Source organism: Treponema sp., from assembly GCF_017430385.1.
In the GTDB taxonomy this organism is placed as follows: domain Bacteria; phylum Spirochaetota; class Spirochaetia; order Treponematales; family Treponemataceae; genus Treponema_D.
On the sequence record NZ_JAFRNB010000183.1, the window covers coordinates 1 to 14,579 of the forward strand.

Genomic DNA, 14,579 nt, shown 5'->3' on the forward strand with positions numbered 1-14,579 from the left:
ATGCTGGACATGGGGCTAAAACTTCCCTTTGCGGTCGCAGATATCACAAGAAAGGATTCTGGTACGACTTCGGAGCTTGGAAAGGTGACGAAGTGGGCGGAATGTGACGAAGACTTTCGTTTTAAACTTGAGACTGACCGAAGGGCAGGCGTGGAACTCAACTTCAAACCCAAATTCAAGCAGGAAGGCGGAGTAAAAGATTGCCGGCTCGACACTTACTTCGGCTGGTTTAAGCCCACCGAATCCCTGAAAATTGTTGCCGGAACGGCAGACGAACGGCATTGGTTTAAAGGTGCAGAGGAGCGTCTTGTAGAGAAATTTGGTGAAATTACTATTATTGATTGTCACGGCGACAATGAGCTGGGTGTTTACTACGGGTTGATTACAGACCCGACGAAAATTCTTTCGTTCACAAAAAATGATTTGGGACACGAAGCCGGCTCTGTCCGCTGGGATCGCTCTTACGGATGGTCTTCTTCTCAGCTTGGAAACGGCGTTGAGGGACAGGGAACAAATATTCAGTTCATCTACTCAACAGGCGATACCGGATTGTTTGCATCTGCTGTTCTTGTAGGAAATTATGTTCCTGGAAGTGACAAAATAAAAACTGTGGAATGGACGAACAACAGCTGGGGTAAGGAAGAAGATGATAAGGATAATAGCGTCTCATGGATCCCTGAGCCTCAGTTCAGAATTGGATACGGATTTAGAACTGGCAGCGTTGAATTAATCTATAAAGCCCCGCATCTGGGAAACAATGTTGTGGCCGCATTCTGGCAACCTCGTCTCATGCGTGACAAACTGATGGGGACTTTGGGCGTTACATTTGCAAATGACATTGCGGACGGTTCTAAAAAATACAAAGGTCGTGAAAACGAATTCAAGGCTTTTGCATTTGATGCCCGCGTTCAGTACAAATTCAATGATAAACTTCGCGCAAAACTTTTCCTGAATTATTCTCAGATTATGCCGGGCGATAACAATGCCACAAATGATATAAGCAAGCAGTTTGGTGAAAGTGTCTATCACTACAAAAACTACAAAGGTGAAACTGTAGGAAACAAGGCTGAAAAAGGCTTCTATGCGGTCAGTTCAATCGGCTACACGATTCCTGATTATGGAACGGTCAATCTGGACGGAGGCCTTTACTGTCGTGATTTGGACAACAACGATGGTTTTGAGCTTGGAGAAAACTTCCTTACTGTAAAGGGCAGCTGGACCTACTATTTTATGAAAGGGGTCGGCTTCTCGTTCGGTGGCTCATGGTACCATCACATCAATACCGGCGATTATGGAAAGAAAATCAATGGTAACAGTTATGACGGAATCAAGGATGAAATTACCCTTGGCTCTTATGTAATTATTAAGCTTGGTCTTTAATGGGGGCAAAAAATGAAAAAAGCAAAAGCATTGGTTGGAGTATTGGCGGTTGCCGCATCTATGTGGTTCGTTTCATGTTATAACGGCTCTCTGTATGAAGAGCCTGTAAAATCTTCTCCGGCAAAACCTTCAGCGGGGAATAAGGGAGAAAATCCTGCCTGCGGTGATCCGAATAGTTTTGTATCAAAGTATCTTACCATGAAGGAAATTGCGGCTGGAACTTTCAAATTCAAGTATGGAGCAGATGATACTGCGGAAGATGTGAACCTCCCTGCTTTCAAGATTTCAAACATTGAAATCACACAGGAATTGTATGAGGCTGTTATGGGAATAAATCCAAGTAGTCACAAGGACGGAGCTGCTGAAGGTGAAGTTCAGGAAAAACGCCCGGTTGACTGCGTAAGTTTCTATGCAGCTCTGGTATTCTGTAACAAACTCAGCGAAAAAGAAGGTCTCACACCGGTCTATAAGATTGGTGACAGCACGGATACAGGTACATGGGGAGATATTCCGACTTCGGATAATGACACATGGAATGCTGTAGCTGAAGATAGCAGCGCAAACGGATTCAGGCTTCCTCATGAGAAGGAATGGATGTTTGCGGCTCTTGGAAACAATGCCATTGTCTTCAGCGGTTTCGACGAGCGATTTTTCTCTGGATTCGCAGGAGAAAATGAGAAGGATAAAATCGATGACTATGCATGGTATCTTACGACTAAAGAGGGAGGGGATGAAGAAAAGGGAAATTCTGGCAAAACCACTCATCAAGTGGCAAAAAAACTTCCGAATTCTAACGGTATCTATGATATGACAGGAAATCTATGGGAATTATGCTGGGACTATATCAATGAAGCTGAGCATAAGCATGCTCGCCATGGAGGTGGTTTTAGTCAGGAGTATCTGGGACATTATTCTGTTTCAACACGCTGGGATATTCCCGCACATGAGGGCTGGGGTGACGTCGGTTTCCGAATTGTGCAAAAGTCGGAATAGTAAAAAAATGTGCAAAATTGTAACAAAAAAGTATTACACAATGCACAAAATTACTTGACAAATGGTAAAACAGATTTTACACTGTTTTTATAATTGTAAAATCTGTTTTACAAATGCACAAAAAAGGAGACACACATGAAATCAAAGACTATGTTGTATGTGCGTGACCATTGGCAGCTGTATGTCATTTTTCTTCTTCCGGCTCTCGCGCTTACGATAATTTTCCGCTACATTCCGATGGGTGGAATTTTGATTTCCTTTCAGGATTACAATCCGATTCGCGGACTGTTGGGAAGTCGATGGGTAGGTCTCAAGCATTTTGCCCGTTTTCTTTCATCACCAGATTTTCTTTCATACCTGGCAAACACACTGAAATTGAGCGTTTACGGGCTTCTCTGGGGCTTCCCTGTGCCTATTATCCTTGCGCTTCTGCTCAACCGGGTACAAAGTCCGGCAATCAAGCGGAATGTTCAGCTCGTACTTTATCTGCCGAACTTCATTTCGGTAATCGTAGTCTGCGGTATCGTGCGAATTCTGCTTTCTGTAACTGGTCCTGTAAATAATTTTTTAGGAACTCAGATTAATTTTATGGCTGCTCCAGAAGCATTCCGTTCTATTTACATTGCGAGCGGAATCTGGCAGGGAGCTGGCTGGGCTTCAATCATGTACACGGCAGCCCTTGCGAATGTCAATCAGGAAACAAGGGAAGCGGCGATTCTTGACGGAGCGAACATCTTGCAGGAGATTCGGGTTGTGGAATGGCCTGCAATCAAGGGAATCGCGTTGATCCAGTTCATCTTGCAGGCAGGAAACATAATGAGCATCGGTTTTGAGAAAGCCTATGCTTTACAGACTGACTTGAACCTTCCTTCTGCGGAAATCATCGCGACTTATGTTTATAAGAAAGGTCTTTTGGACGGCGATTACAGTTTTTCAACGGCGGTTGGATTGTTCAATACTGTCGTGAATGTAATCATGCTTTTGATTGTTAACAAGACAGTCTCGAAACTGAATGACGAGCAGGGCTTGTAAGGAGATTTACCATGGAAAAAAATCATCTTATTAAGTTAAGTGTTCGTGACCGGGCTATAATCAGAATTGGTTATATTCTTCTTTCGGTTTTCGTGATTTCAATAATTGTGCCTGTGCTTTATATAATCGTGGCTTCATTTATTGATCCCGTGACTTTGCAGAATAAGGGCGTTACTTTTGATTTCGACAAATGGACGCTTACGGCTTATGAACGGGTTCTGTCAAACAAAGCGATTTGGACTGGTTTTGGCAATGCGATTTTGTATTCTGTTGTCTATACAGCTTTATCGGTTTTTGTCACTTTGCTTGTGGCATTTCCGATGTCGCGGCCGGATTTCAAGGGACGAAAGTTCTTCAACATCCTGTTCGTGATTACGATGTTCTTCGGCGGCGGTCTGATTCCTACTTACCTTCTTGTGAGCAATCTTGGAATGATTAACACAATCTGGGCAGTCGTTGTTCCAGGTGCATTCAGCGTGTGGAACATGATTATTGCCCGTACTTATTACAAGGGTGTTCCGAAGGAATTGCAGGAAGCGGCTTTTGTTGACGGTGCCAGCGAGGTGACATATTTCTTCAAAGTTTTGCTGCCTGTCTGTGCTCCGTTGATAATGGTTCTGTCCTTGTGGCAGTTCGTCGGAATGTGGAACAGCTACTTTGATGCAATGATTTATCTGAACGATGCGGACAAACAGCCTCTACAGCTTGTATTGCGTTCAATTTTGATTCAGAACCAGCCTGAGTCGGGCATGATTTCTGACATGCAGAGCACTGCGGCACGCGCTCAGCTTGCCGAACTTCTGAAATATGCGACCATCATTGTTTCGAGCTTCCCGCTCCTCGTGATGTATCCGTTCTTCCAGAAGTATTTTAACAAAGGAATTTTAATCGGTTCTATCAAGGGCTGATTAAGAAAAGGAGAAAAAATGAAAAAAAATCAGAAAATGGCTTTTGCCCTTGCGGCAGTGGCTTTTGGTACGAGCCTGTTTTTGGGCTGTAAAGACAAGAATGTTTCTTTGAACAGCGGGGATATCCAGAAAGTTGACCTCAGTGAGCTGGCTTTCCCTCTTAAACAAAAAACTGTGATTACAGGTCTTACAAGCTTCCCCGCTAATACAGAATCAAATCCGAATAACAGGACGATTTTCCGCCGCTTGCAGGAAAAAACAAACGTTGAGGTAAAATGGACTGCAATTCAGAGCGACCAGTGGAATGATAAAATCACCCTGGCAATGGCAAATCCGAAGACTCTTGCTGATTTCGTCTTCAACGCCAGCTTCAACGATTCGAGCCTCTTAAAATATGCGGATCAGGGAATCATCATTCCGCTCGAAGGCTATATTGATTCTTACATGCCGAATTTAAAAGCTGTTTTCGACAAATATCCTGAGTACCGCGCAATGTGTACTGATTCAAACGGTCACATCTGGGGCTTGCCGTGGATTGAGCAGCTTGGTTCTGGCAAAGAAGCAATTCAGGTTATCGACAACATGAGCTTCATCAACAAAAAATGGCTCGATGCTCTTGGGCTGAAAGTTCCTAATACAATAGAAGAATTTGAAAAGGTTTTGCTTGAATTCAAAAACAAGGCAAGTCTTCTTCAAACAAAATTCAAAATCGACGGAAGCATAATCCCGATGTCTTTCATCATGAACGATGGCGGACAGGATCCTTATGTCCTTATCAATGGTTTTGGCGAGGGCTACGGTGATGCGGACAAAGGTCGTCATATCGCAGTTACTGACAACCGCAAGGTTATTTGCAGCGCGACACAGGAAGGATTCAAAAAAGGTACAGCCTGGCTTCACAAATTGTACGAGCAGGGCTTGATTGACCCTGAGGCATTCACACAGGAATGGTCAACTTATGTCTCAAAAGGAAAATCTGGTCGTTACGGTGTGTGCTTCAGCTGGGATGTCGCAAACATTGCAAACCTTGCCGACTGGGTTCCTCTTCCGGTACTTAAAGCTGATGTCAAAAATCTTACTGCTCAGAACGGCTCATTCACCAGTGGTTTTGACCGTGGCCGATGCGTCGTTACTGCGGTTGCAAAAAATCCGGCTTTGGTTTGTGCCTGGCTTGACCAGATGTACGATCCGTTCCAGTCTCCACAGAACAACTGGGGAACTTATGGCGAGGACGATGAATTCGACATCTTCGTTCTTGGAAAAAACAAAGCTGGCAAAGATATGCTTAAACATGCTCCGTTGGGAAGTGCTTCTCCTGTTGAAGTTCGTGAGGCAGAGAGCGTAAACGGCCCGCTTGCAATTCTTGATGAATATTATGGCGTTTATGTTACTTGCCCGGACGATGCAAAATACCGACTTGATTGGATAAAAGATTACTTCACTCCGGATGTGAACGAAAAATATGTCTATCCGAATGTATTTATGACTCGTGAAGATACGGAAGAAGTTTCAAATATTCAGGCAGATGTCAGCAAGGCTATTAATACCGCAAAATCTGACTGGGTAATGAACGGATTCACGGATCAGGATTGGGAAACTTTCAAGAAAAAGCTTGATTCATACAAACTCGACAAGCTCCTTTCAATTTTCCAGAAATATCTCGATTCATATTACGCAAATATTGAAAACTAGCAGAGGATTTTTATGAGCGAACTGTTGCAGAAAGCACGAAATTATGAGAGCAAGGCTGCTGCTTCCATTGCGGCCAAGGACAGACCGGCTTTTCATCTGACCCCACTTTGCGGCTGGATGAACGACCCGAACGGATTTTCATATTACGACGGAAAATATCATCTTTTCTATCAGTATAATCCGTATGATATTCATTGGAATACAATGCACTGGGGGCACGCGGTAAGTTCGGATCTTCTGCACTGGGAGTACCTCCCGGCTGCCCTTGCTCCAGATGAGAGCTATGACTGCAACGGTTGTTTTTCTGGAAGTGCAATTGAGCTTTCAGATAAAACTCATCTGCTGATTTATACTGGTGTAAAACAGTATAAATTGCCGGATGGGTCTCTGCGAGATGCTCAGGTTCAGTGTTTGGCCGTTGGTGACGGACAGAATTATCGCAAATACGAAAAAAATCCTGTGATTGATGCTTCAAAATTGCCGGAAGGAGCGAGCAAGGCGGATTTCCGTGACCCGCGAATCTGGCAACTCTCAGACGGAAGATTTTGTTGCGCGGTGGCGAGCAGGCCTTCTGACGGCAGCGGTCAGATTCTGCTCTATGTAAGTTCCGACGGCTTTGACTGGACCTTTTGGACTGTCCTTGACTCAAACAAAAATCGCTTCGGAAAAATGTGGGAATGCCCTGATTTTTTCAAGCTTGGCGAAAAATACCTGCTTCTCGTAAGCCCGCAGGATATGATCGCTGAAGGTGAATTCAATAACGGAAACGGAACTCTTTGCCTTATCGGAACATTTGATGAAAAAACAGGAAAATTCTGCGAGGAAGGAAAGCAGATTATCGATGGCGGCATGGATTTTTATGCTCCCCAGTCCGTTCAGACACCAGACGGCAGAAGAATAATGATTGGCTGGTTGCAGAACTGGGATACTTGTTCCATAAGGGAAGCCGGTTCTCCGTGGGCAGGACAAATGTCGGTTCCGCGCGAAGTTTTTGTAAAGAACGGAAGAATGTGGCAAAAACCAGCCGTGGAATTTGATAGTCTTCGTAAAGATGAGGTTTCTTTCAATAATGTCAGTCTGGATTCAAACCGAATGGGTTTTGATGAGGTGAAAGGCCGCGTGCTTGATATGGAAGTCAAAATCACTCCTGAGGCTGATTGCTATTCCTGCACGGTAAGGCTTGCCGAAGATAAAAACTTCCACACGGATTTGATTTATCGCATTCACGAGCACACGCTTACGATTGACCGAAGATATTCCGGGACTCGGCGTGCTCTTATGCACACTCAGGTATGCAAAATCCTGAATGATTCAAAAGATTTGAATTTAAGAATCGTCCTTGACAAGAACAGCATTGAAGTCTTTTTGAACGGAGGCGAGCAGGCAATGACTTGCGCAATTTATACTCCGCAAGAAGCAGAAGGAATCTCATTCATCGCTGATGGAAAGGCCTGTCTGGATTTAAAAAAATATTCGCTGAAAGTGTGAAAATAAATTTTTGACGTATTCAAGAAAAATTTACTTTAATCAGGGCAAGCTCATTATAAGTCATATTATTTTAAAAATGGCGCGATGGAGTGAAACGGCTTACGGAAACACTCGTTTTGTGCTGCCGCGCAAGCGGCAAACGTATATAGTTACAGGCACAAAACGCGTGTAGCATGCTAGCATGCGATTCCGATAAGCCGTTTTCACGACTGGGAGCCATTTTTAACAGGAGAGGAATCTTGTAATACGATTCCCCCTCCTGACTGCTGACTATTCACGCGGATTTATAAACTATAAGTAATCTGCGTTTATCTGTGTCTATCTGCGTCTAATTTATAGTTTTTTATCCGTTCAAGCGTGCAAGTTCTGCCTTAACGAACTCTTCTGCCTTTTTAGCAGCTTCGCTGGCTGGAACAAGCTCGGCTTTTTCGGCACTTCTTGGTTTGAACTCAACGTTCGGAAGATTTTTGTCACCGACTGTGATTCTAAGCGGGATTCCGATAAGCTCCATGTCGGCGAATTTAACGCCTGGTCGCTCATTTCGGTCGTCAAGAAGGACTTCGATTCCGGCGGCTTTGAGAGCTTCGTAAATCTTGTCGGCTTCTTCTTTCATTGCGCCTTCGTAGCGGATTGGAACGATACAAACCTGGAAAGGAGCCACTGTCATTGGCCAGATAATTCCGTGGTCGTCGTTGTTTGCCTCGATGATTGAAGCGAGAGTGCGGTCAACACCGATTCCGTAGCAGCCCATTGTCGGGATTGCAGGCTTTCCGTTCTCTGCAAGGAAAGTTACCTTCATTGATTTTGTGTATTTTTGACCGAGCTTGAAGATGTGTCCAAGCTCATTTCCCTTTTTCTGGTAGAAAGTCTCGCCACAGCATGCACATTTGTCACCTTCTTTTGCAAGGCGCACGTCAGCTGCCATGTATGGTGTGAAATCACGGCCCGGCTCGATGTGCTTTACATGGAATCCGTCTTTTCCGGCTCCTGCAATTGCGTCATGAATCTGAGCCTCGAAAGTGCCGTCTTCTTTTGCAGTCATGATTGAAAGGTCTGCGATAATCGGACAGTTTACTTTGCGTGGGCCAACGAAACCGTGAGAAGCTCCGCTCATTGCAACAACTTCCTCAGGCTCTGCCAGCTCCACTTCGCTTGCCTTTACAAGACCCGCAAGTTTTGCCTCGTTTGCATCCAGGTCTCCGCGGATAAGAACGCAGAAGAATGCCGTCGGGTAGTAATCGCCTGCCGGATCCTTCACGCGCTCCCATTTTTCACATCCCGGAACTTTTGAAAGGTCAAGCGCACAGTTTGTTGCTTTGTAAATGAGCGCCTTGATGAAAGTTTTTGGAGAAGCGTTGAAGAACTTTTCCATGTCTTCGATTGAGAAAACGTTTGGTGTGGCAACTTCTTCTGGAGCGGCATCTGTTTTGACAGAAGGTGGATTGTCCTGTGCACAGGCAGCCTTCTCGGCATTTGCGGCATAACCACATTTTGGACAGATAATGAGTGTGTCGTCACCGATTGGAGACTCAACCATGAACTCTTCTGAGCCGCTTCCGCCCATTGCGCCTGAGTCAGCCTTTACAGGAATGATTTTGAGGCCGAGTCGCTTGAAAATCTTGTGGTAAGCCTTAGCATAAGCGTCATAAGTCTCGTCCAGTGATTCCTGAGTTGCGTGCATTGAGTAGCCGTCCATCATGATGAACTCTCGGCCGCGCATTACGCCGTATCGAGGACGGATTTCGTCGCGGTATTTTGTGTTAATCTGATAGAGGTTTACAGGAAGCTGCTTGTATGAGTCCAGCCCGTCACGAACGATTGCAGTGTAAGCTTCTTCGGCAGTAGGAGAGACAACCATGTCCTGCTCGCCGCGGTTTTTTGCCTTGAGCATCTGAGGGCCCATTGTTTCCCATCGGCCAGATTCCTTCCAGATTTCGCCCGGAACGATAACAGTTGATTTGAATTCAAGCGCGCCAGATTCGTCAAGTTCTTCGCGGATAATTTGTTCAAGTTTATAAAGAGAGCGGACGCCCAAAGGAAGATAAGTGTAAAGTCCGTTTCCAAGTTTGCGTGTGATTCCAGCCCGAAGCATGAGTTTGTGGCTGGCGATTACCGCCTCACTAGGAGCTTCGCGGAGTGTCGAAAGATAGAATTTTGATGTTTTCATGGAAGATATTTTATTGAATTGCAAAGGGTTTTACAACTGAGATTTAAAATTGGGTGCTTCCTGCCTTTGGCAGGCCGGGCTTTTCGGAGTTCCGTGCTTCCGCACTCCATTGCTGCGCAACGGCTTCGCCGCTCCTACAATCCCTAGCACGGAGTTTATAAAATAACTCTTCAAATATGAAGATTTATTTGCGATATTTGGCTTTAATTCTTCACTTTTGAAGAATTATATTGACAAATTGCAGATGTCGTCTTATTCTAAACTTAATGAGAATCGACAACTTGCAATCAGATGTTCAAATCCTCAAAGAGCTTGGCGAAAGGCTCAAAAAACTTCGTCTTCGTTCAAAAATGACTCAGGCCGAGCTTTGTGCCGCTAGTGGTGTCGGCAAGAGCACCATTGAGCGCGCAGAGCAGGGGGAGAGCATTCAGCTTTTAAATCTCATAAAAATTATGCGAGCCTTTAATAAGCTCTCGCAAGTTGATTTGCTTTTCCCTGTATACGAACTTTCCCCAATGGACTATTTAACAATTGCCGAGAGCAAAGGCGGTTTCGATAATCCCAAAAGGGTCTACAAAAAACGGAGCGGTTCAGTTTCTTCTGATTCAGATTTTATCTGGGGAGAGGATAAATGATTTACAGTGCTGAAATCACTCTTTGGGGCACAACGGTCGGGGCAATTTCTCTTGATGAAGGGCAGAAAATTGCCACTTTTGAATACGATCCGTTATTTCTCAAAACTGGTATTCAAGTCTCTCCAATCATGATACCATTAAAGCCAGGCGTTTTTTCTTTCCCAAATCTTGCTTATGAAAGTTTTCATGGATTGCCGGGGCTTTTAAGTGATTCTCTTCCCGACAAATTCGGTAACGAGCTTATTTCCGTTTATCTTGCAAAGCAAGGGCGACTGCCAGAAAGTTTCAATGCGGTTGAGCGACTTTGTTACACAGGTTCACGAGGAATGGGAGCACTGGAATACAAGCCGTCTTTGAATGAGCAAAATCCGTCTGATTTAGAATCGATTCGGATTCAGGATTTAACGGAGCTTGCCGAAATCGTGTTGAACAATCGTAAAAATCTTTCTGCAGTCTTTGACGAAGCTGACAAAAAAGGACTTTCCGAGTCTCTGCAAAAAATCATTACGCTTGGAACAAGTGCGGGCGGAGCCAGGGCAAAAGCCGTAATTTCCTTAAATCCCAAAACAAATGAAGTTCGTTCTGGACAAACCGACAATTCCGAGGGCTTTGAATACTGGCTCTTAAAATTCAGCGGGCTTTCAAAGAACAAGGACAAAGAAAGCAATGACAAAAGCGACTTTGGTCTTGTAGAGTATGCTTATTATCTCATGGCAAAAGAATGTGGCATCAACATGAATCCTTGTCGCCTTCTCGATGATGGCAAAAACAAGCACTTTATGACTAAACGATTCGACCGCTTTATTGACAAAACTGGCCGCACACAAAAACTTCACATGCAGTCACTCGCAGCAATGGCTCATTTAGACTTCAATCAAGCTGGCTCGGCAAGCTATGAACAGGGCTTTACAGTGATGAACATGCTCAATCTGCCTCATTCAGACAAAAAAGAGTTTTTCCGTAGAATGATTTTTAATGTGCTGGCTCTCAATTGTGATGATCATGTAAAAAACATATCATTCTTAATGGATAAATCCGGGAAATGGTCGCTTTCTCCGGCCTATGATGTCGCATTTGCATATAATCCAAACGGAATGTGGACGAGCAGCCACCAGATGACAATCAATGGCAAACGAGCAAACTTCGAAGCTTCTGATTACGAAAAATGTGCAGAAATTGCAGGTCTCAAAAAAGCAGAAGTACACACGATTTTTGCCGAAGTAGAGTCAGGAGTCAAAAAATGGCTCGATTTTGCAAACGATGCCGGCGTTCAAGAAAAGGACGCGCAGGCGATTGATCTGCTGATGAAAAATGTTAGGTAGATGTTTCAAATCCTCTCGCACACTTCTTTGCTCACGCAAAGCAAACAGTTTGCGATTTCCACAGTTCTCATCTATCATAAAATCATGAAAATAAAACTTCCTCTTTTATCATTTTCCTTGCTGATTATGGCTCTTGCTTCTTGCGGAACAACTCGCTCTGCGAATGTGGAAAAATCTTCTCGGCCACAGGTTGAATCTTCTTCGGTTCAGGTTGAGCTTTCTTCGAATCCAACCACAGGTTTTTCCTGGGCGTGCGAAATTGAAAATCCTGCTGTTGTCGAGATTCTTTCTGATTCGTACAAGCAGAATCCGGCTCCAAAAGGAATGGTCGGTGTGGGCGGTGTCCAGACTTTTGTTTTTGCTTGTAAACAGAGTGGCATTTCTGCTCTGACTTTTACATATCGTCGTCCGTGGAAAGGCGGGGAAACTGCCGAAATCCGCCATGCAAAGATTGTCGTTGATGACACTCTGCACGGCGTGGTAGAATTTTCGGAATAAAGTTAATTTTTTATAATTGCTAATATATTATCCAAATATATACATTTTTGTCTAAATTTGCTAATATATTAGCAATGATTTGGCTTGAACAAAAGACCGCGCCCCAGATTGCTCAAGAAATCGCACAAAGGGTGCAAAAACGGCGGAAAGAGCGTCATTTTACTCAATCAGAACTTGCTTTGAGAGCAGGGGTGAGTTTTGCTTCTTACAAACGCTTTGAACAGAAGCACGAGATTGCCTTTGATTCTCTTATAAAAATCGCGATTGCGCTTGATATGGAAAAAGATTTCGATTCGCTTTTTGCGACACCCCAGTTTTCTTCAATAGAGGAGCTTATCGCAAGTGAAAAAAATTGATCGGCTTTCTGTATTTTTCAATAACGCTTCTCAAAAAACACTGATTGGTACGCTTGCCTTGTACAAAGAGCGTCTTGCGGCTTTTTCATATTCTGACGAGTGGCTTTCTTCTGGATTTTCAATTTCTCCGTTTTCGCTTCCTTTGGAAAAGAGGGTTTTTATTCCTGATTGGGAGCCTTTCGGCGGCTTACATGGAATTTTCAACGATTCTTTGCCGGATGGTTGGGGTCGGCTCTTAGTTGACCGCCTTCTTCTTCGTAATGGAATACAGCCTGAATCTCTTTCTGTTTTGGATAGGCTTGCGATTGTCGGTTCTAGTGGAATGGGCGCATTGACTTATGAGCCTGAAAATTTTTTGACTGATTCGCCTGTTTTGACTTCTGATTATGACGCGCTTGCCTGTGAGTGCGAGCGAATTTTAAATTCTGAGCTTTCTGAAAGTGACAAAGAAAATCTTGATTCAGTTTTTGCGGCTGGCGGTTCTTCGGGCGGTGCCAGACCAAAAGTTTTTGCAAAAATTGACGGCGAGGATTGGATTGTAAAGTTCCCGTCTTCTGTTGATTCAAAAGAAATAGGGCTTCAAGAATATGAATACTGCGAATGTGCAAGAAAATGCGGAATTCCTGTCAGCGAGACAAGGCTTTTCCCTTCAAAAAAATGCGCAGGCTATTTTGGAACGAAGCGATTTGACAGAAATAATTTTGGTGCTGGTCGGGTTCTTATGGCAAGTGCATCGGCTCTTTTGGAAACCTCGCACAGAATCCCGAATCTTGATTACAACACGCTTTTTCTTCTTACTCTCAAACTTACGAAAAACAATGCTGATTTAGAAAATCTTTTCCGTATGATGTGCTTCAATGTTTTTGCACACAACCGCGACGACCATTCAAAGAATTTCAGCTGGCTTTACAACGAATCTCAAAAACAATGGCAGCTTTCGCCGGCTTATGATTTGACTTACAGCAATTCAATCGGCGGAGAACATGCGACGACAATTGACGGTGAGGGCAAAAATCCAAGCCTGGAGAATCTTCTTTCCGTTGCACAAAAAAACGGAATCAAGCTTTCCCGTGCAAAAGAAATTGCCGAAAAAGTCAATTCCGTTGTAAGTTCAGAACTTTCTTCTTTTACATCGTCAGATTCAAGTGCCGTGGCAGACCGTCTACCATAATCGGGCTTAGCTCTGCTTGAATCAGCGGGTGGATGTAGTGAATCAAATCCTGCGTGACATAATCATCATCCGTAATCCATTCAAGCGGCACTTTTTTCTCGACATTCGCGATTTTTGAAACATCAGCGGTTTCGGTAATTACCATGTACGGGTCGTCCGAGACTCGTTTGATAACTACAACTTTGCCTGTCTCGCCCTCAAATGCCGCTTTTACTGCCGCTCCACCAACATTGTATGCCTCTGTGATGTCCGTTCGGCTGGTCATGTGGGCCGCGCACCGCTGCAATGTCGAAAGCTCGATAGCGCGTGCTTTTTTGCCAAGCTCTGCCGTTACTTTGTTCGCAAGGAATTTTGCGGTTCCTGACATCTGTTTGTGACCGAATGCGTCAACGAACACAACATGCTCCGCAAGCTCAAAGACAAATCTTCCGTCCGCGACCTTTACGCCCTCTGAGACTGCCACGACGATTGATTTTCCTGTTGCTGAAAGCTCTTTGATTCTGCTCATAAAGTGGTCAACATCAAAAACTTTCTCAGGAAGATAAATCAAGTCCACGCCCTCACAGTCATCTGATTTTGCGAGAGCCGCCGCCGCCGTGAGCCAGCCTGCGTTTCTTCCCATGATTTCAACGATTGAGATTGTCGGATAGTCGTAAACATGGCCGTCGCGGATGATTTCTTTCATTGTTGCGGCTATGAATTTTGCCGCGCTTCCGTAGCCCGGAGTGTGGTCAGTGATTGCAAGGTCGTTGTCGATTGTCTTTGGAACGCCCATAAAACGGATGTCTGAGTTTACGGTTTTTGCGTAGTCAGACAGCTTTTTAATCGTGTCCATTGAGTCGTTTCCGCCGATGTAAAAGAAGAATTTGATGTCCAGCTTTTTCAGGATCTCAAAGATTTTTTCGTAGGTTGCTTTGTCTTTTTCGATTTCGGGGAG

13 protein-coding genes are annotated in these 14,579 nt (G+C 44.3%); 11 read left to right on the top strand and 2 right to left on the bottom strand.

Annotation, left to right across the window (positions count from 1 at the left end):
• The 6 genes from IJJ71_RS14260 to IJJ71_RS14285 all read left to right on the top strand — a co-directional run.
• On the top strand, window positions 1-1,380 hold a 1,380-nt coding region (locus IJJ71_RS14260), incomplete at its 5' end, for a TonB-dependent receptor (protein ID WP_296847966.1).
• Between the two features lie 12 nt (window positions 1,381-1,392).
• Entirely contained in the window at window positions 1,393-2,373 is a 981-nt protein-coding gene (locus tag IJJ71_RS14265) for a formylglycine-generating enzyme family protein (RefSeq protein ID WP_296847967.1), read from the top strand.
• Window positions 2,374-2,508: 135 nt separating this feature from the next.
• Window positions 2,509-3,405 carry an ABC transporter permease gene (locus IJJ71_RS14270; RefSeq protein ID WP_296847968.1) on the top strand — a complete coding sequence of 299 codons (897 nt, stop codon included), beginning with the start codon at window positions 2,509-2,511 and terminating at the stop codon, window positions 3,403-3,405.
• 11 nt (window positions 3,406-3,416) lie between these two features.
• Complete coding sequence (locus IJJ71_RS14275; protein WP_296847970.1) at window positions 3,417-4,313, top strand: carbohydrate ABC transporter permease; 897 nt, start codon at window positions 3,417-3,419, stop codon at window positions 4,311-4,313.
• Window positions 4,314-4,331: 18 nt separating this feature from the next.
• Complete coding sequence (locus IJJ71_RS14280) at window positions 4,332-6,005, top strand: extracellular solute-binding protein (RefSeq protein WP_296847971.1); 1,674 nt, start codon at window positions 4,332-4,334, stop codon at window positions 6,003-6,005.
• Window positions 6,006-6,017: 12 nt separating this feature from the next.
• Complete coding sequence (locus IJJ71_RS14285; protein WP_296847972.1) at window positions 6,018-7,493, top strand: glycoside hydrolase family 32 protein; 1,476 nt, start codon at window positions 6,018-6,020, stop codon at window positions 7,491-7,493.
• Window positions 7,494-7,836: 343 nt separating this feature from the next.
• On the opposite strand, the gene IJJ71_RS14290 is transcribed toward IJJ71_RS14285, so the two are convergent.
• Entirely contained in the window at window positions 7,837-9,660 is a 1,824-nt protein-coding gene (locus IJJ71_RS14290; RefSeq protein WP_296847973.1) for a proline--tRNA ligase, read from the bottom strand.
• Between the two features lie 266 nt (window positions 9,661-9,926).
• Between IJJ71_RS14290 and IJJ71_RS14295 the strand changes: the two genes are divergently transcribed.
• From IJJ71_RS14295 to IJJ71_RS14315, 5 genes are all read left to right on the top strand, one after another.
• Window positions 9,927-10,295 (top strand): helix-turn-helix domain-containing protein, encoded by a 369-nt coding sequence (locus IJJ71_RS14295; RefSeq protein ID WP_296847975.1) that lies wholly within the window; start codon window positions 9,927-9,929, stop codon window positions 10,293-10,295.
• The gene (locus IJJ71_RS14300; protein WP_296847977.1) at window positions 10,292-11,617 is read left to right on the top strand and encodes a type II toxin-antitoxin system HipA family toxin; all 1,326 of its coding nucleotides are present in this window, start codon (window positions 10,292-10,294) and stop codon (window positions 11,615-11,617) included. Before IJJ71_RS14295 ends, IJJ71_RS14300 begins: the two co-directional genes overlap by 4 nt.
• Before the next feature lie 84 nt (window positions 11,618-11,701).
• The gene (locus tag IJJ71_RS14305) at window positions 11,702-12,115 is read left to right on the top strand and encodes a protease inhibitor I42 family protein (protein WP_296847979.1); all 414 of its coding nucleotides are present in this window, start codon (window positions 11,702-11,704) and stop codon (window positions 12,113-12,115) included.
• 74 nt (window positions 12,116-12,189) lie between these two features.
• Complete coding sequence (locus tag IJJ71_RS14310; protein WP_296847981.1) at window positions 12,190-12,471, top strand: helix-turn-helix domain-containing protein; 282 nt, start codon at window positions 12,190-12,192, stop codon at window positions 12,469-12,471.
• The gene (locus IJJ71_RS14315; protein WP_296847982.1) at window positions 12,458-13,642 is read left to right on the top strand and encodes a type II toxin-antitoxin system HipA family toxin; all 1,185 of its coding nucleotides are present in this window, start codon (window positions 12,458-12,460) and stop codon (window positions 13,640-13,642) included. The genes IJJ71_RS14310 and IJJ71_RS14315 overlap by 14 nt, the downstream gene beginning before the upstream one ends.
• On the opposite strand, the gene IJJ71_RS14320 is transcribed toward IJJ71_RS14315, so the two are convergent.
• The coding region (locus IJJ71_RS14320; protein WP_296847983.1) for a diphosphate--fructose-6-phosphate 1-phosphotransferase at window positions 13,599-14,579 on the bottom strand (981 nt) is incomplete at its 5' end. The two genes, IJJ71_RS14315 and IJJ71_RS14320, sit on opposite strands and share 44 nt — an antisense overlap.

What these genes read in the sequence shown, in the direction of transcription:
- IJJ71_RS14265 (WP_296847967.1), top strand. Translation starts at nt 1,393, where the DNA reads ATGAAAAAAGCAAAAGCATTGGTTGGAGTATTGGCGGTTGCCGCATCT.
- IJJ71_RS14270 (WP_296847968.1), top strand. Translation starts at nt 2,509, where the DNA reads ATGAAATCAAAGACTATGTTGTATGTGCGTGACCATTGGCAGCTGTAT.
- IJJ71_RS14275 (WP_296847970.1), top strand. Translation starts at nt 3,417, where the DNA reads ATGGAAAAAAATCATCTTATTAAGTTAAGTGTTCGTGACCGGGCTATA.
- IJJ71_RS14280 (WP_296847971.1), top strand. Translation starts at nt 4,332, where the DNA reads ATGAAAAAAAATCAGAAAATGGCTTTTGCCCTTGCGGCAGTGGCTTTT.
- IJJ71_RS14285 (WP_296847972.1), top strand. Translation starts at nt 6,018, where the DNA reads ATGAGCGAACTGTTGCAGAAAGCACGAAATTATGAGAGCAAGGCTGCT.
- IJJ71_RS14290 (WP_296847973.1), bottom strand. Translation starts at nt 9,660, where the DNA reads ATGAAAACATCAAAATTCTATCTTTCGACACTCCGCGAAGCTCCTAGT.
- IJJ71_RS14295 (WP_296847975.1), top strand. Translation starts at nt 9,927, where the DNA reads ATGAGAATCGACAACTTGCAATCAGATGTTCAAATCCTCAAAGAGCTT.
- IJJ71_RS14300 (WP_296847977.1), top strand. Translation starts at nt 10,292, where the DNA reads ATGATTTACAGTGCTGAAATCACTCTTTGGGGCACAACGGTCGGGGCA.
- IJJ71_RS14305 (WP_296847979.1), top strand. Translation starts at nt 11,702, where the DNA reads ATGAAAATAAAACTTCCTCTTTTATCATTTTCCTTGCTGATTATGGCT.
- IJJ71_RS14310 (WP_296847981.1), top strand. Translation starts at nt 12,190, where the DNA reads ATGATTTGGCTTGAACAAAAGACCGCGCCCCAGATTGCTCAAGAAATC.